9 protein-coding genes and 1 pseudogene are annotated in these 18461 nt (G+C 55.9%); 9 read left to right on the forward strand and 1 reads right to left on the reverse strand.

Annotation, left to right across the window (positions count from 1 at the left end):
- Window positions 1–450: 450 nt before the first annotated feature.
- Both CFAEC_RS01045 and CFAEC_RS01050 read left to right on the forward strand, forming a co-directional pair.
- Entirely contained in the window at window positions 451–4752 is a 4302-nt protein-coding gene (locus tag CFAEC_RS01045; RefSeq protein WP_290277993.1) for a VaFE repeat-containing surface-anchored protein, read from the forward strand.
- Between the two features lie 98 nt (window positions 4753–4850).
- Window positions 4851–5006, forward strand: a complete 156-nt coding sequence (locus CFAEC_RS01050) for a hypothetical protein (protein ID WP_290277995.1) — start codon at window positions 4851–4853, stop codon at window positions 5004–5006.
- A 76-nt stretch (window positions 5007–5082) separates the two neighbouring features.
- Here the strand turns inward: CFAEC_RS01050 and CFAEC_RS01055 are convergent, their stop codons facing one another.
- Complete coding sequence (locus CFAEC_RS01055) at window positions 5083–5919, reverse strand: DMT family transporter (protein WP_290277997.1); 837 nt, start codon at window positions 5917–5919, stop codon at window positions 5083–5085.
- 189 nt (window positions 5920–6108) lie between these two features.
- On the opposite strand from CFAEC_RS01055, the gene CFAEC_RS01060 reads away from it, so the two are divergent.
- The 7 genes and pseudogenes from CFAEC_RS01060 (at window position 6109) to CFAEC_RS01085 (ending at window position 18414) form a co-directional block, all read left to right on the forward strand.
- On the forward strand, window positions 6109–7374 hold the full coding sequence (locus tag CFAEC_RS01060) for an aspartate kinase (protein WP_290277999.1): 1266 nt from the start codon (window positions 6109–6111) through the stop codon (window positions 7372–7374).
- A gap of 34 nt (window positions 7375–7408) precedes the next feature.
- Complete coding sequence (locus CFAEC_RS01065) at window positions 7409–8443, forward strand: aspartate-semialdehyde dehydrogenase (RefSeq protein WP_290278001.1); 1035 nt, start codon at window positions 7409–7411, stop codon at window positions 8441–8443.
- Window positions 8444–9156: 713 nt separating this feature from the next.
- A complete protein-coding gene (locus tag CFAEC_RS01070) occupies window positions 9157–10857 on the forward strand; it encodes a SpaH/EbpB family LPXTG-anchored major pilin (RefSeq protein ID WP_290278004.1) in 1701 nt (566 codons plus the stop codon).
- Window positions 10858–10932: 75 nt separating this feature from the next.
- Window positions 10933–11826: a class C sortase gene (locus CFAEC_RS01075; protein ID WP_290278007.1), complete on the forward strand. Its 894-nt coding sequence runs from the start codon at window positions 10933–10935 to the stop codon at window positions 11824–11826.
- Window positions 11816–12601, forward strand: coding sequence for an isopeptide-forming domain-containing protein (locus CFAEC_RS01080; protein ID WP_290278009.1), 786 nt, complete (start codon window positions 11816–11818; stop codon window positions 12599–12601). The genes CFAEC_RS01075 and CFAEC_RS01080 overlap by 11 nt, the downstream gene beginning before the upstream one ends.
- 116 nt (window positions 12602–12717) lie before the next feature.
- Window positions 12718–13269, forward strand: a pseudogene (locus CFAEC_RS14260) (vWA domain-containing protein); the annotation flags it as partial.
- Window positions 13270–13764: 495 nt separating this feature from the next.
- The gene (locus CFAEC_RS01085) at window positions 13765–18414 is read left to right on the forward strand and encodes a DUF5979 domain-containing protein (protein ID WP_290278011.1); all 4650 of its coding nucleotides are present in this window, start codon (window positions 13765–13767) and stop codon (window positions 18412–18414) included.
- The last annotated feature ends 47 nt before the right edge of the window (window positions 18415–18461 follow it).

Raw genomic sequence — 18461 nt, forward strand, 5'->3', positions numbered from 1 at the left:
AAATTCATTATCGATGGCAAAATCCTGGAAAAATCCTGTTAAGTAGATCAAGTCGCAATAGTTTTGTGACCCATGGCTCGAGGCACAGCCCCGTGCGGGGGTGGTAGCCACTTAGGTAGATCTCAGTTTTGCTCCAAGCTTCCCTGCTGATGTTTTTAAGCTTTTCCCATGGAAATGGCAGGTGGCCAGTGGGGGAGCGCTGAAGTGGGGGCAGGTTTAGGAAATTCGCTGATCAGCTTTTTCCTAAGGGAAAACTTAACCAATTAAAGCGCTTGAGCTGGGGTTTCGTTGCTGTTAGCCTTGCGCGAAGAGTGGCAGATTTGTCGAATGAGATGGCCTGCTAACTCGTTGCATAGCACTTGATGGGTAGGTCCGCCCCAGTAGCGGCAGTTGGTCCTTGGAAGGGGAATCATGAATAAATTCACATCTACACGCGTATTTGGGAAGGGGGTGTCCCCCTGGATTGTGGTTACGGTCTTCATGGCTGTGATGGCGCTGATTTTCGCACTGCTGTCGCCCACAGCTGCTCGAGCTGACGAATTTGCGCTGAATGACGGCGCAGTCATCGAGATTGCTGATGAGCTTGATGTGGCAAGCGATCAAACCCTCAACGACGAGGAGGAACCCCTCCCTGAACTGATTGAATCAGACCCAGTTGAGGTCGATGAGACATCGAATGACGTGGTCATCGGCGATGATCTCATTGAACCTACTGATGAGGTCGGCATTCTCGATGGTCTTAGTGACCTTATTAGCCCTCTCCAGCTGAGGGAGCCCCAAAACTGGGGAGATCTCACTGTTCACACCGCCACCCAAATCTTCACTGAGGAAGGCGGCTCGACAACTGATCCCAAGGAAGTTGGCCAAGCGGTATGGATCTCGGGTGAGTGGGATGGCCGAGATTTCGATCTGCAGCCCGGCGACAGCTTTGAGATCCACCTCCCTGATGTTGTAACACTCCGAGCTCTGGGTGGATTCCCTCTGCGGGCTCAGAATGAGCCTGGCACTCCGGAGTGGGGTTACTGTGCTCCACAAGGCGGGGGCCAGAATTTCTTCCTGTGTGACATCGAGGAGCTCCCTGGTACCAGTGCTTATGGTGAGTGGGCTGGTGAAGTGATCGCTACTTCTGTCAGCGATGAATTCAACATCATTGCTGCTGACGTCGGCCTTGGCAAGGGCGTCGAAATGGCTGAGCTTGATATGGATCTGGTGAGCGAGCCCTTCGGAACCGTGTTCCGCTGGGAAGCTGAAATCTCCTCCCCAGACACCAGGGTGCTCACCATTGATGAACCCATCGTTCTTGAGGATTCATTCAGCGATAACCTCCGACTCTGTGCGAGTGCAGATATAACACGCCTCGAGGTTGTCTATCGTGGTAATACCTATACTGATATTGCCACTCTGGTGCAGACCAGTGATACGTCCATGACGATCACTGTTACCCCGCCGGCTGGTGGATTTGTTATTGGTGGCGGCCTGAATCACACGATCGACATCAAGTACTCGCTGTGTACTGCTTCCGGCGGTCTTGATGCAAGTGGCACTCTCTATGAGAACAGTGTCACCTGGAATTCCTACACCGCCATCGCTTCAGAGACCCAGCGCTACGCCAGTTCGGGCACCATTGTCGCCCTGAACCGCGGAACTTTTGATCTGAACAAGGTTGTTGTCGCTCCTTCTGCCCCTCTCGTTGGAGTTGCAGTGCCTGGTACCATCGGCATCCTTGTAGAGGAGTTTGCTCCTGGTGCAGATCTGTCAGGAGATCCGAACGCCTCCTATACCATTGCTGTTGATACTGACGGAACCGTTATCAATGGTGAGAACTCACGTCCTGATGGATGGAAGATCCGACTCACTGAGATCCCTCCACAAACTATTCCAGGCTTCACCTGGGGTACTCCACAGTTCTCCGGTGCCGGTATTGAAGATTCCGGTCTGGATGCTGAAGGTCGCGCCTATGCAGTTTTTGAGACCACTCAGAGTGGAAACGTTGGTATTGAACTGACGAACTACCTGCTGAAGCCTGAGATTGGTACTCTTGCTGAGGTCCAGGATGTAGATAATCCGAAGCTGCTGCCGATTACTGGTGGCACTGTGGTGGATACTATTTCCTACACTGATCTGAAGGCGGATACTGAGTACCGTTTTGATGGTGTGTTGATGGATGTGAGTGTTACTCCTCCTGTGTCAACGGGTATCGCTGCGTCCACGACGTTTACCACTCCTGCTGGTGCAGCTGGTGAGGGATATGTTTCTGGTACTGAGACGGTGACTTTCACTATCACTGGTGCTCAGGCAGTTGAGTACGCTGGCAAGACCTTGGTTGTGTACGAGCGGGCGTTTGAGCTTGAGGGCCCGACTCCGGATGTTCCTGTGGCAGTTCACGAGGATCCAGAGGACGAGGACCAGAGATTCCGCGTTGAGCGTGAGCCTGAGATTGGTACTCTTGCTGAGGTCCAGGATGTAGATAATCCGAAGCTGCTGCCGATTACTGGTGGCACTGTGGTGGATACTATTTCCTACACTGATCTGAAGGCGGATACTGAGTACCGTTTTGATGGTGTGTTGATGGATGTGAGTGTTACTCCTCCTGTGTCAACGGGTATCGCTGCGTCCACGACGTTTACCACTCCTGCTGGTGCAGCTGGTGAGGGATATGTTTCTGGTACTGAGACGGTGACTTTCACTATCACTGGTGCTCAGGCAGTTGAGTACGCTGGCAAGACCTTGGTTGTGTACGAGCGGGCGTTTGAGCTTGAGGGCCCGACTCCGGATGTTCCTGTGGCAGTTCACGAGGATCCAGAGGACGAGGACCAGAGATTCCGCGTTGAGCGTGAGCCTGAGATTGGTACTCTTGCTGAGGTCCAGGATGTAGATAATCCGAAGCTGCTGCCGATTACTGGTGGCACTGTGGTGGATACTATTTCCTACACTGATCTGAAGGCGGATACTGAGTACCGTTTTGATGGTGTGTTGATGGATGTGAGTGTTACTCCTCCTGTGTCAACGGGTATCGCTGCGTCCACGACGTTTACCACTCCTGCTGGTGCAGCTGGTGAGGGATATGTTTCTGGTACTGAGACGGTGACTTTCACTATCACTGGTGCTCAGGCAGTTGAGTACGCTGGCAAGACCTTGGTTGTGTACGAGCGGGCGTTTGAGCTTGAGGGCCCGACTCCGGATGTTCCTGTGGCAGTTCACGAGGATCCAGAGGACGAGGACCAGAGATTCCGCGTTGAGCGTGAGCCTGAGATTGGTACTCTTGCTGAGGTCCAGGATGTAGATAATCCGAAGCTGCTGCCGATTACTGGTGGCACTGTGGTGGATACTATTTCCTACACTGATCTGAAGGCGGATACTGAGTACCGTTTTGATGGTGTGTTGATGGATGTGAGTGTTACTCCTCCTGTGTCAACGGGTATCGCTGCGTCCACGACGTTTACCACTCCTGCTGGTGCAGCTGGTGAGGGATATGTTTCTGGTACTGAGACGGTGACTTTCACTATCACTGGTGCTCAGGCAGTTGAGTACGCTGGCAAGACCTTGGTTGTGTACGAGCGGGCGTTTGAGCTTGAGGGCCCGACTCCGGATGTTCCTGTGGCAGTTCACGAGGATCCAGAGGACGAGGACCAGAGATTCCGCGTTGAGCGTGAGCCTGAGATTGGTACTCTTGCTGAGGTCCAGGATGTAGATAATCCGAAGCTGCTGCCGATTACTGGTGGCACTGTGGTGGATACTATTTCCTACACTGATCTGAAGGCGGATACTGAGTACCGTTTTGATGGTGTGTTGATGGATGTGAGTGTTACTCCTCCTGTGTCAACGGGTATCGCTGCGTCCACGACGTTTACCACTCCTGCTGGTGCAGCTGGTGAGGGATATGTTTCTGGTACTGAGACGGTGACTTTCACTATCACTGGTGCTCAGGCAGTTGAGTACGCTGGCAAGACCTTGGTTGTGTACGAGCGGGCGTTTGAGCTTGAGGGCCCGACTCCGGATGTTCCTGTGGCAGTTCACGAGGATCCAGAGGACGAGGACCAGAGATTCGACATTGAACCTGGTGGAATCATCGTTGTCACCAAGACAGTTACTGGCCCGAAGGGCGATGCTGTCGAGAACGATGAGGACGCAGAATTCCAGATCAGGGCAGAGTGGGTTGATGGTCAGGGCAACACCCAGACCAGAACCTTCAATGTCACCCCTGGTCAGCCTGTTGAACTGGTGGGTCTGCCACTGGATACGGAGATCGTCCTCACCGAGGTCGGTGCCGATACCAGTGTCAGCAACGTTAAGTGGGGTGACATCATCTGGTCCGGCGAAGGCGTCGTTGATCAGTCTGGTGACTCCGCTAGCGGCATCATCACCCTGGAGAACCCAGGTGCAACGGTTCAGGTTGGACTGGAGAACAAGACCAGCTCCAATGCGCTGATCATCATTCCAATTCCAATCCCACTGCCACCAGCTGGTGGCGGCCCAACCCCACCGCCAGCTCCGGTTGCTCCGGTAACACCTCCTGCTCCACCAGAGGTAGCCCCGGTGTCCCCAGTGTCTCCTAAGGATGGCATCCAGCCTTCCGCAAAGGACGGCATTCAGCCACAGGCAGCTGCTCCACAGCGGGGTGCTGTACCACAGGCGCAGCAGACCGGCCTTGCAGCTACCGGCGCTGACGTCGTGTTGCTCGCAGGTGGCGGAATCATGATTCTGCTCCTGGGTGCGTGGCTCGTCCTTCGCGGACGTCGCAACGAATCCTAAACAGTAGGACCTCAAGGTGGAGGCTGGCTCTCAACAGCTGGCCTCCACCTTGACCCCCTAGCCTCAGCTTCACCTAGAACCCTTTAGGGAGTATTACCATGATGGTTATTCCAATCCCGATCGTGATCGAGGATCTCGGCTATGTCGGATCCAGCGTGTTCGATTTCCTGATCGATCTGTCAGTCATGCTGTTCGATTTCATTGACGGCGCCGGAAGTTCTGGTGTTCTGTCTTCTGTTCCATCCAGCAGCTAGTTAGTTTCTGACGCTGTAACACTTCAGGCCCGCTTCCCCCTAGAACAAAACAGGGGGAGGCGGGCCTTTGTGGTATCTACAGACTTTTCCGGGACAGGGAAATAGTGGAGATCACCATCAGTGCCAAGGCCAGACCCATCCAGATCCACTCCCAGTCCACCACCTGGAAACGTTCCAACAACACCGCGTATCCCAGGCTAAATGCGACGAGGGGTTCTCCGATTTTCATGGCGGGCAGGGACGTCCGGAGTGCGCCCGCGTTGAAGGCATTCTGCTGGACAATGGTGCCCACCGTTGCTGCCACGATGAGTGCGTACAGCTCCCAGGCGGTCAGCAGTCCCACCACACCGGCGGAGGTGAAGGAATCAGCTACTGCTTTGGACAACACGGCCACGTAGCCGAAGATCGCACCGGTGACCAGGCCCTGCAGCAGAGCGCGTTTGCGCTGCCCCAGTCGGGCTCCCGCGTAATAGAGCACGGTGAGAACCGCTATGCCGACGAGGATGGCAGGGATCCACCGTTGGATGGGCGGATGGTCATCGCCGCCGATGGGGCGACCCATCACGGATACCACGATCACTGCACCGGTGAGCAGAGTTGACCACATGATTTCAGCCGGGGACATTCTGCGTCTGCTGTATAACGCGGACAGTGGGAGGGTGAACATCAAGGACATCACCAGAAACGGCTGCACCAGCAGCAATGGGCCAAAAGCCAGGGCCACAACCTGTAAACCGTAGGCAACGATCGCGGTGGACATGCCAGCCCACCACATTGGTCGTTGGATGGCGCTGAGGAACGGGGAATCACCCGCGGGCACGCTGACAGCGATGCGGTGTCGGACTACGGTGCCCCACGCAATGGTGAGTGCCGACGCCAGTGCGAATAGCACGGCTAACAGGTCGCTTTGCACCCGGTCAACGTTAGTTGATCGGGTGGGGTGCAGATAATTGGGAGGTTGGGGACGCTGGGGGTTGGTCGTCGATAAGCAGGGGTGAAACCTTGGTGTGGATAAATGTTTGCCTCAGATATGTATCATGCGATCGAAAAGGTAGAGTGGTGAGGCGTAACTGTCGGTACCGCGAACGAAAGGTGGCACTTGGTGGCCCTAGTCGTACAGAAATATGGCGGTTCCTCACTGGAGAGTGCGGAACGCATCCGGAACGTTGCTGAACGGATCGTTGCCACCAAGAAGGCCGGAAATGATGTCGTGGTGGTCTGCTCCGCCATGGGTGACAGCACCGATGAACTTCTGGAACTCGCTGAAGCCGTCAACCCCGTTCCGCCGGCCCGTGAGATGGATATGCTTCTCACCGCCGGTGAGCGCATCTCCAATGCGTTGGTTGCCATGGCTATTGAGTCGCTGGGGGCGCAGGCACAGTCCTTCACCGGTTCGCAGGCTGGCGTGCTCACCACGGAGCGTCACGGCAATGCCCGCATTGTTGATGTCACCCCGGGCCGTGTGCGTGAGGCGTTGGATGAGGGCAAGATCTGTATCGTCGCCGGTTTCCAGGGTGTGAATAAGGAAACCCGCGATGTGACCACGCTGGGCCGCGGTGGGTCAGATACCACCGCGGTGGCGCTGGCTGCAGCGCTGGATGCTGATGTCTGTGAGATCTATTCTGATGTTGATGGCGTCTACACCGCTGATCCGCGCATCGTGCCCAACGCCCAGAAGCTGGAGAAACTCTCCTTCGAGGAGATGCTGGAACTGGCTGCCGTGGGTTCCAAGATTCTTGTGCTGCGCAGTGTTGAATACGCCCGCGCGTTCAATGTTCCGATGCGTGTACGTTCGTCCTATAGCAATGACCCCGGCACCCTGATCGCCGGTTCGATGGAGGATATTCCTGTGGAAGAAGCAGTTCTCACCGGTGTAGCAACCGACAAGTCCGAGGCCAAGGTCACCGTTTTGGGTATTCCGGACAAGCCGGGCGAGGCGGCGAAGGTCTTCCGTGCCCTCGCTGATGCCGAGATCAACATTGACATGGTGCTGCAGAACGTCTCCTCCGTGGAGGACGGCACCACCGACATCACCTTCACCTGCCCGCGCTCCGACGGACCACGCGCCATGGAACTGCTGAAGAAGATGCAGCAGCAGGGCGCCTGGACAAACGTGCTTTACGACGACCAGGTGGGCAAGGTCTCCCTCGTCGGCGCCGGCATGAAGTCCCACCCGGGTGTAACGGCTGAGTTCATGGAGGCGCTGCGTGATGTCAACGTCAACATTGAGTTGATCTCCACCTCTGAAATCCGCATCTCTGTGCTCATCCGCGAAGATGACCTGGATAAGTCCGCAGTGGCACTTCATGAGAAGTTCCAGCTCGGTGGCGAGGAAGAAGCCACTGTCTACGCTGGTACCGGACGCTAAACAACAGCTTTTATATTAAGGAACAAGGTTTATTATGACCACCATTGCAGTTGTGGGTGCCACCGGCCAGGTCGGCCAGGTTATGCGCGCCCTTCTGGAGCAGCGCGACTTCCCGGTTGATACCGTCCGTTTCTTCGCATCCCCACGCTCCGCAGGCAAGAAGCTTGACTTCCGCGGCCAGCAGATCGAGGTCGAGGACATCACCCAGGCCACCGAGGATTCCCTCAAGGGCATTGACGTGGCGCTGTTCTCCGCTGGCGGCACTGCCTCCAGGGAATACGCACCACTGTTCACCGCAGCCGGTGCCACCGTGGTGGATAACTCCTCCGCGTTCCGCAAGGACGATGAGGTTCCGCTGATCGTCTCCGAGGTGAACCCGTCCGCGAAGGACAACCTGGCCAAGGGCATCATCGCCAACCCGAACTGCACCACCATGGCCGCCATGCCAGTGCTCAAGCCGTTGCACGAGGCCGCCGGCCTGGTCAAGCTGCATGTCTCCTCCTACCAGGCGGTATCCGGTTCCGGTCTGGCCGGTGTGGAAACACTGGCCAAGCAGGTCTCCGAACTTGGTGACCACAACGTTGATTTTGTCCACGACGGTCAGGCCGCTGACTCCGGTGACCTGGGCCCCTACGTTGCTCCGATCGCGTACAATGTCTTGCCTTTCGCCGGCAACCTGGTCGATGACGGCACCTTCGAGACCGATGAGGAGCAGAAGCTCCGCAACGAGTCCCGCAAGATCCTCGGTTTGCCTGACCTGAAGGTCTCAGGTACCTGCGTGCGTGTTCCGGTATTTACCGGCCACACCCTGACCATCCACGCCGAGTTCTCCAGCTCCATCACCGTGGATCAGGCGAAGGAGCTGCTGGGTGCCGCTCCCGGCGTCAAGCTTGTCGACGTCCCCACACCCCTCGCCGCCGCCGGCGCCGATGATTCCCTGGTGGGTCGCATCCGCCAGGACTCCACCGTTGATGACAACCGTGGCCTGATCTTCGTGGTTTCCGGTGACAACCTGCGCAAGGGCGCTGCCCTGAACACTATCCAGATTGCGGAGCTGCTGGTGAAGTAGCTGTCAGTTTTTCACTCGGCGAGGCGAGGTTGTCACATTTTGTAGATGTGACAACCTCATTTTTTGTTTCACAACCCAGGAGTGTCGATCTTTACACTCGAATGCCATATGTGTTTTTTATCTCCATCTGACTCCCTCATTTTGGGTTTAATGCAAAGATGGGGGTCTTATTGCTTAGCTATTAGGGGTTATGTTTAGCACATGGGAAACCTGAGTGATTTTTATATTATTTTAAGCTTAATGAGGTGGGGTGGAAGGATTTATGCAGGGAGGGTATCGGCAGGGGTGGCTAGCTGCCCAAACCCTATTGGTACAATCTGAAGATTTTCACGTGATGAATAATTATCTGCATAGTCATATTTATGAACCTGGGAAGTTTTAACGCCTCAAGTTGGCTCCCGCCACCCGCCGGGTTATAGGTGGATTCAATCCCCTTTATCACGATTTATGTGAAAAATCCACCCTGTTTCAAATGGTGAACCTGTGAAGTACATGTGATATTGACAGCTAGCTGGGGTTGGGTTACTAATTAAGTAAACCGCTGTTATTTAGATGTCAGGCCAAATGGGGTCATATGCATCGGAGCAGATGATTAAGAGCGTTCCACTCTTGCTGGCGTGGCATCTTCTACCATCCGAGCCCATGAATAAGCGGTCTCGACCTTCATTCCGGCTGTCCCCTGGGGTCCAGTCGCTGATTCACAGGAGCATTCCATGCATTCCATTCGTCGTGCGGCATCGGTTGTCGCCGTCTCCGCCCTTCTAGCCACTGGCGCCGTTGGTGCGGTTGCCTACAATGTTTCCCCTGTTGCTCTGCCAAGTGCCGTGGCGCAGGGGAATGTGACCCCGCCGTTAGAGGGCATTCCAACGAAGGCGAATCTTCATATTTACAAGGTGAGAAGTCTTGACAACGGTATTTCTGCAGATGGAACTGAGAAGTCTGTTGACGATGATCGTGCAGAGGGTATTACATACTCCGCCTATAGGTTGAATGACATTGATCTGACCACTCAGAATGGATGGCGGCAGGCAGCGGGCGTTGACATCGCCGGGCTCTTCAACGGCTCTGTCCTTAACGCTAGGACCCTCAACACGAACCATTCTCGGCTGAGCGGCGTAATGCCTGAGGAACGATCTACCGATTTAGATGGGTTGGCTGCTTTCAATGACCTTGACATCGGGTATTACCTGGTTGTGGAAGAGTTCGATCCCCGTGATGTGAATAACGTGGCCGTCGCCCCCAGTGATCCTTTCCTGGTTGCCGTGCCCATGACCAATCCAGCGCCTGAGGTAGACGGTGACGGATGGCTGAATACTGTGTATGTCTATCCAAAGGGACAGTCCTTCGGTGTTCCCACCAAGCTCATTGGTGACCCCGTAGCTGAAGCTGAGGGTATCGATGTCACCGGTACTTCATTGGGTGAAGCTATCCAGTACGATATCTCAGTCAACATTCCTCGAAGCCCAGTAAATGGCATGACAGGACTCACCTTCACGGATAAGCTGCCTCGAGAATTGACAAATGGGGAGATCCAGTCGATTTCCCTCAATGGACAACCAATGGCACCGAGCAGCTACGACGTGCGCAACCTGGGATCAGGCGACGCCACAGAGGAGAGTCAGATTCTCTTCGTGGATTTCACCGCAGCTGGTCTCACTGCCTTAAATTCTGCTTTGGCAACTGGTGACATTGAGATTAGTGTGCAAATCCGAGCTACGCTGAGTGCTGTTCCACAAGACAACCTGGACAACAACGCATGGTTCAGGCGCACAGAGGGATTCGGAACCATTCCGCCGGTAGACTGGGACCCAGAAAACCCTGGCTCCGGTGAGCCAGTTCCCGGTGCTATCTCACACACGGCCACCGCGATCTACGGCGAGATCAATATCTCCAAGTTGGATAGTGATTCCAGTCCCATCACTGCAAGTCCTGCAACTTTTGAGCTATACCGCTGTGAAGTAGATCCAGACGAACGCCTGCGTCCTGTGAGTGACCCCATCAGTGTAGGGGTTGAAGGATCTGGTGCGCGGATTTCGGAGTGGAGCACCGGTTCTGCTGGTGAGGTATCCATCTCGGGCATCCACCTTGGCAATCTGCAGGGTAGTACGGCAGATGGTGCAAGGGCTTTCGAGAATATCTGGATAGATAACGGAACCACGTTCTGCCTGCTGGAAACGGAGGCACCTGACGGCTATGAGCTGCTACCGCAGCCTGTACCAGTAACGTTCAGCCCTACTACGTCTACCACTGGGTTGCTGACTGTTGACGCAGATATCCAAAACGTCCGTAGTAACGCAGGCTTCAACCTGCCACTGACCGGTGGCATGGGCATCTGGGTCGCACTCGGTGGCGGCGCACTGCTGCTGCTGATCGCAGCTGCCTACTACGCAGCCCGCAACCGCAAGCAGGCCTAAGGAAAGAGGGGACAGCGGGCGGCGTCGATAAGCACAGGCGCCCTCCGCCCCCAAGATCTGGAGAACCCTATGTCCGTGGATACCCGTACCAAGGACAGCGGTCGTTCCCTTAAAGATAAGGTGATTCCGCTGATCCTCGCGATCGCCGGAATCGCCGCGCTTCTTTACCCGGTGGTTGCCACCTACCTCTACAACGCCGGCCAGAGCGCGGTGGTGGATGCCTATCGCAACTCCCAGTCCGAGGTGTCGGTGGAGGACCGCTCCCAGTGGATCGAGCGCGCACATGCCTACAATGCAGTTAACGCCGGCGCACCGATCCTGGACCCGTGGTTATCGCGGGTAGCCAAGGACAACCGCCCGTACCAAAACTACGTGGAAGAGCTCAATCCATCCGGTGATGAGGATGCCGTCATGGCGGCGATCTCCATCCCCGCGATCGATGTGAAACTCCCCATCTACCATGGCACCGAGGATGACACCCTCCATAAGGGAGTAGGCCACCTCTATGGCTCCGCCCTGCCTGTCGGTGGGGAGAACACCCACTCCATCCTCACCGGGCACACCGGTCTGACCACGGCCACCATGTTTGATGAACTTGACCAGGTGGTTCTTGGTGATGCCATCTACATCGAGGTGATGGGTGAAGCGCTCAAATATGAGGTGGATCAGATTGAGGTGGTGCTGCCGGAGGAAACCTCGGATGTGCAGCCGATCATGGGGCAGGATCATCTCACCCTGATCACCTGCACGCCTTATGGCATCAATTCCCACCGCCTTCTGGTGCGTGGTGTGCGTGTGCCGATGGATCCGGAGGAGTCCATTGATGAGGTATTTGAGAATTCCTCACTCTGGCAACCCTGGATGACGTGGGTGCTCATCGGAGTGGTAGCCGTCCTGCTCATCATTGCGTGGCTGATCCTGCGCGAACGGCGTAAGAACCAGAAAGTGGGTGCTCACCGTGCTGCGTAATCTTGCAGGCCTGTTGATGGTCCTGGCGTTTTTATTGCCTGCGACCGCGCAGGCGGTTGCCATCGACCCGGCACAAACCGGCACCATCACCCTCAACTTCGCACATCCGAACATCTTCGACGATGTACCAGCTCCTTCTCCTGCGGGGGTGGGGGCCCGTGTGCAGCGGGTGAGTGATATTGACTTGAGTACCCGGAGTGGTTGGAGCGAGGCAGCATCCCTCACCACAGAAGAGCTGCTGAACCGTGAGGATTCCGCATTCGATGTGGACCGTACCGGGTACAGCAATGAGTCAGGCACTGTAACCTTTTCCGGCCTTCCCCTGGGGTTGTACCGAATAACGCCACTTGAAGAAAATACTTTCGTTCCTTTCATTCTCGCGCTTCCTTCAAGCTCGCAAGATGACCACTGGGAATACATAATTGATGTCCACCCCAAGGTGGCTGCTGCGCCCCTTGTCCCCACAGAACCCGGGGACGGAGACGATGATGGGGGCGATGGGACAGTATCCCCCAGCAAACCCACCACCAGCAGGCCACTACCTCCACCCTCAGGCGGTGGCATCCCCGGCCCTGGTGATACCGCACCAGGCGGACAAGTGCCTCTAGTGCCAGGGGAGATATCCACCGGAGGTCTGGCCAGCACCGGAGCCAACGTTCTTGGTTTTATCGGAGCCGGCATTCTCCTGCTCTTCATGGGGGCGTATCTGACGTGGAGAACCCGCCGAAGCGAGACCATGGGGAATACCAGTTTTAACTTTTGGAGTGAGAAGTAATGAAGTCAGTCGCATCAATCACCAGAACTTTCATGAAAGCGTGTGCGTCCCTCCTGGTGGTGTTGCTGGCTTTCACGTTGATGTCGATCCCGCAGTCACCCGTATCGGATACGGTCATGCCGGAGGCGCAGGCACAGACTGCTCCTCCTGCTCCGTCGTCAGGTGTCTGTGGTTCTTCGGTTGCTTTCCTGGTTGACCTTTCCAACTCGCTTTCAGCTAGTGATGTCACACAGCTGAAAAATACCCTCCGGGAACTCGTACAGAGTCTCAATGGTGCGCCTTATGATGTGGCCATCTACACCTTTGGCAGTAACTCTCCATTTCAGGGGGATAATCGAGGGGCACTGATCAACCTTCCTGCTCGTAGTCTGCAAACTCCAGCCGGTTATAACGCTGTCGTTAATGCTATTGATGCTCTATACAATATGCCGAATTCCGGTGCTAACACGGGAGGGACCAGCTGGGCAGCGGGGTTGCAAGCTGTCGCCAATGATATGGCAACACATAAATATCAAGTAGTATATTTTATTACTGATGGGCAGCCAACTTACGGCCTCAATGGGCAGATGAACCAGTCGGGGGGGACTACAGAGAGGAGCGAAATAGAACAAGCTCTGCAACAAAAAGCCCGCATCGAGCAAAACGGGGGAGCTTTAATCCCTGTAGGCGTGGGTACAAATATGGAGAACAACGCGATAATTGCGGTTTATGAACCCTACGGTCTGATCTGGATTCGGTGGCGAGTTGCTTATGAAACCCGACATCAGCAATTGCTCAGGGATATGACCACCAGCGGGAAAACTCCAATTATTGCTCCAAGCTACTCCACACTGCAGAGCCAACTTTTCGCTAATTTTGCCACCGGCTGTGTCCAGGTGGTTAAAGAAATCGTGGATGCCAACGGCACCGTTCTACAAAATGGGTCCGGATGGACATTTGATTTGAGCTTCGAAGGTCTGCCCGGCACAGCTGCCCCACCTTCTCAGGTGGTCACTGGAGCCAATGGAATTGCAGAGTTTTCCCTTGGTGGTTTTGGTTCAGGAAGCCCACGCGTCACAATCCAGGAGAGGCAACAAGACGGTTATAGCCTGATGCCTACAGCTGATGGGAAGAATGCCCAATGTTTTGCCTATAAGGTCGGAGCTCCCCGCCAGGAGGTGAGCGTGACCAATGCTGGAGCTCTGGGTGTGAGGGTTCCGCTTAATGCCACGGAGATCATTGCCTGCACATTCCGGAACCTGGCCAGTGTGCCGTTGAAGTTGACTAAAACAGTCAACTCCAACAGCACGATCCTGCAGGAGGAGCTAAACAGCAGAAGTTATTCATTTTCCTATACCTGCCGCATTGGAGAAGAAATCATCGCCTCCGGCCGGGTGGAAAACGTGGCAGGTGGCGCAGAGGCCCCTGTAGGCAATGAGCACATCCCAGTTGGTGCGAGGTGCACCATCAGAGAGGATCAGCCTGAGGCCGCAGCGGACCGGTACAGCTTGGAAACAACGTGGTCGGCGGTCAACGGTAGCGTTTCGTCTCCCGAGCCCGGATTGGAGACGGTTGTAATTGTGGGATCTGGAGGGTTTACCTCTGGGACCGGCACCACGGTGCAGGTGACAAACTCCTATGAGACTGCTTCCGCCACCATCACGGTGAGTAAGAAGGTCACCGGGGACATTCCCCTGGCAAGTGCACCCGGCACGTTCCAGGTGCAGTATTCCTGTCGCTATGTTCCCGACATCGGCAATCCGCCGGAGTTGGATCCGGATGCGCCTGACCCGTACTTTGTGGGCAATGGTTATGTCCTGGTTCCCAGAGACGGGACCTCTGTCACCATCCCGGTGGCTGACGCCGCGGGAAGGCCCATACCCGGGGGTGAGCCACGTCTTTTCCCAGTGGGTACACAGTGTGAGCTGTCAGAGCCTGGATCTGCGACCAGTCCCATCACCGTCCCCCAATTTGACTTGGCCACCACCTGGCAGTCTGATATTTGTCTTTCCTCAGGTGCGGGCGCGGGTGAGCTCAGCCAGTGCAACAGCAACTATATTTATGTGGATTCTGCGGATGAGCACAACGTCACGGTGGTGAACACCTACACCCGTCAGTTGGGTTCTGTGGTGGTGAATAAGGCGGTTGATGGTGATGCAGCCAACCGGGGTAATGAATTCCAGTACCCGTTTGTTCTCCGCTGTGAAAATGATTTCACCCGGGAGTTCACGGTCAGCGCCGGTGGTAACTACCGCGTTGATAATGTGCCGGTGGGAATAGAATGCACAGTTACTGAGACGCCTCTGGAATCGGGTAGCTCCGACATCAATGTCACCTTGCCCGCCCCCCAAACTGTCCTGCTCCAGTCCAGGGATGAGGTTGCGAATGTCACCATGACCAACACCCTCAACTACAAGCGGGGAAGTGCCGTCCTGACCAAGGAAGTGGTGGTTGATGGGAGGATCACCGATCCATCAGTTAAGGACTATCTTCTCACAACCAGTTTTCCGATCACCGGTGTGTGTGAACTTCCAGATGGCACTCGCCAAGACATCAACGGTTCTGTATCGGCGGTCAGTTCGCTTGAGGTCAACAACCTCCCTGTCGGCACCAGCTGCCGGTTCATCGAGCAGCATCTGGATGATCTCCCCGAGGGGGTCGAGCTGGTCACTCCTGGGTCAGTGACCATCACTGTGACCGCAGAGGGGAATAACACTGGCACGTTGGTGAATACTTTCCAGGCGGCACGTGGTGAACTGGTCATCACTAAAGATGTGGATGTCACCGATGTTCGGACCTCTGATCTCGATGCATTCATCCCCGAACAATTCAATATCAGCTACAGCTGTGTAGGTGGGCCGGCAGGTTCTATACCTCTGGCTGATGGGGAGAGTAAAACCATTGAAGGCGTGCCTGCAGGTGCCTCCTGCGTGGTTTCGGAGAGCAATACAGATGCGCGAGAGGTGGAGCGCACCACGGAGTTCCGGGGCGTGAGTGGTACACAGAGTGGAGACGAGTTCTCATTCAATTTCCCCACAGGGGGCAGCGGCGCAACCGTAGTGGTCAATAACCAGTACCGGCCTGCCCGCCACGAGATCACCCTGATCAAGGAAACAGCTCTGGTGGATGCCAATGATGAGGTAATCACCGAGGGCTGGGTTGATGAGGTGATCAATCCGGACAGAACCTATCCCATCTCCTACACTTGCACCAGGCAGAGTGCACCGGGCACAGTCTTTCCCACCTATACCGAGAACATCCGCGCCGGGGTGGAGACCACAATCCAGGTGCCTGTCGGCACTGACTGCGTCATTACGGAGAATAGCCAACCAATTCCCAATACCTCAGGCCCGGTGGCTACTTATTCCCTCAATGGGGCTGGGGCGGTGGAGGGGGGCATCACGGTTGCCGTTGATGACACGGAAGCTCCCCTCGTTGTGGATATTCTGAATACCTACCAGATGCAATACGGTAGTTTCAGCCTCAAGAAGAAGGTGGATGGTGAAGGCGTTGCCACCATCCCTTCCTCCAAGGACTTTAAGTTCAGCTATCGATGTGTTCTCGGTGCTAATGAGATTAAACAGGGAGAACTGAACATCGGCAGATTTGATGATGCCGCTGACTTCACAGTTGACGGGGTGCCGCTCGGTTCTGACTGTGTGGTGACCGAGGACCTGGAGTCTGCGGATGAACTCAATGCGGACCTGGACAATCGCTGGACCGTGGCCGATAGTTCCTCAGGTTGGGGCGCTCAGGAAGATGCCTGTGGCACAGGTGCAGGTATCACCTGCTCCACGGATGTTGAGAATTCTCCTCACCAGGCGACTTTCCGGATCGTGGCCAAGGAAGAACGCCCCTCCGGGGACCCCGGTGAGGCCACCTTGCTGCCTGCTAACTTCCAGGGCACTTATGTGCTGTGGAATACCTACACCTACTGGAAGAATATGCTCGAGGTAACCAAGCGCGTGACAGGTGATGGGGCGGACCTTGCCACAGGGGATACCTTCACCTTCCAACTTGTGTGCACCGACCCTAATTACGCCGACAGTGGGTTGGGAGACCTGCCATTCATCCAGGATCCGACCATCACGCAGCGCATCTCCATCACCGGGGACAGGGGTGCAACCGCACCAACCCCGGTGCCCGTGGGGTATGACTGCACCATCACCGAATCCCAGGTGGGCGGTTATGACGCGGTTGTGAGTGCAACTTTCGACGGCGATGGCTTCATCGGTGAAGACACCACCCATGATCCCACTGTTATTGAAGGTGCAACCGAGGGCTTCACGGTGGTCGCCGGGGATCTCTCCGGTGAGGGGTATGTTAATGCTGAGCCGCAACGCATCACGGTGGTCAACAACTATGAACGCCCCCGTGCCGAATTGGCTGTGGCAAAGCAACTGGCGGGCAGTGACAACGTAGGCAGTGTTAACGCCTATATCACCGAGCCGGAAAGATTCACCATGAACTGGGTGTGTACAGACCAGTTCATTGAAAATACCAGTTATTCCGGGACGGTCGTGGTGACGCCGGGTGCGGAACCCACCCCCCTTACCCTGGCGGACGGTACTTTGATCCCGCAGTCCGCACTCTGCTCCGTCAGCGAGGTGATTGACGCTAAGATCCCGGCGGGGTTCGAGGATGTGGTGAACTCCGCCCATGAGGTTCATGTCACCCGCGATGATCAGACCGTGTTCCAGCGGGCAAATGTGGTCACCACCGATGAATTCGGCCTGGGGGCGGAAGCCACCACGGTTGAATTCACCAACTCCTACTGGGTGAACCAGACCTACCTGGGGCTGGACAAATACATCGAGGGTGACCCGGACGGAAGCATTTTCCCGCCAGCTGCTGAGGGCGGGGAAGGTGGCGTTGCTTTCAACTTCAACTTCCGTTGCGAGGTGACCAATCTGCTACCGGGTCAACCTGTTCCCGCCATCTCCAACGGCATCCCGCTCACAGGAGAAACAGGACCTGATGGAGGGGTGATAGTTGAGGGCTCCTTCACCTTGGGCCATGGACAACAGTGGGCCACTGGTGCACTCCCGATGGGATCCAGCTGTGAGGTGAGTGAGCAGGCATTCTCCGCTGAGGTGCAGCAGATTCTAGATGACAACAACCTGCAGATGCAGCCGAACTACGTCTACCCGGCGGAAAACCCTGATCTGATTGAGCCTGAGCCGGTGGATCCAGAAGATCCGGGCACTGTGCCGCAACCTGTCATCGGGGATGCACCGCGCCTCCAGCTGCGTGAGGGTGCTGTCATCCCTCTGGGTGGGGAGGCCGGTTCCTACGCCTGGCTGCTCAATTCCCTCTACCGGGCTGATGGGGAGGTCCAGGTACAGAAGGTGAGTTACCCTGATGATCAGCCTCTGTCCGGGGCGCGGTTTGCCATCTATGAGGTTGACCCCAACGCGGCTGATTCACTGGGTGAGGTGGTCGCTGAAGAGCTGCAGCATATTTCAGATGGGGACAACACCAGGTTCACCGTCAACCTCCGTCCAGGCAGTTACTTCCTGGTGGAGACACGGTCCGGGACTGGTTCCGAATTGTTGCCGGCGCCGTGGCGCTTTGATGTGGAACCGACCAATGCCGGTGAACTGGGTGATCTTGAATTCAATCTGTCCGCCTATGCCCAGAATTCAGGGTTGATTGAGGTTCAGGAACCTGGGGAAGATCCGGTGACCCCCTGGATCATCAAGGTGGCCAATGTGGAATCAGGTGAGCTGCCGATGACCGGAGGAATGGGCATCTGGACGATGGTGGGCACGGGTGCTGGGTTCCTGTTGTTTGCCCTGTTTTCCTGGATGGGAATACGCCGACGCCAGAACTAAAGATCAGATGGAGGCAGGGCTGTGGGCAGCATCGCGGTACTTTCACC

It is taken from the genome of Corynebacterium faecale, assembly GCF_030408735.1.
Taxonomy (GTDB): Bacteria; Actinomycetota; Actinomycetes; order Mycobacteriales; family Mycobacteriaceae; genus Corynebacterium; species Corynebacterium faecale.

Coding starts and splice junctions, on each gene's coding strand:
- CFAEC_RS01050 (WP_290277995.1), top strand. CDS start 4,851: ATGATGGTTATTCCAATCCCGATCGTGATCGAGGATCTCGGCTATGTC.
- CFAEC_RS01065 (WP_290278001.1), top strand. CDS start 7,409: ATGACCACCATTGCAGTTGTGGGTGCCACCGGCCAGGTCGGCCAGGTT.
- CFAEC_RS01070 (WP_290278004.1), top strand. CDS start 9,157: ATGCATTCCATTCGTCGTGCGGCATCGGTTGTCGCCGTCTCCGCCCTT.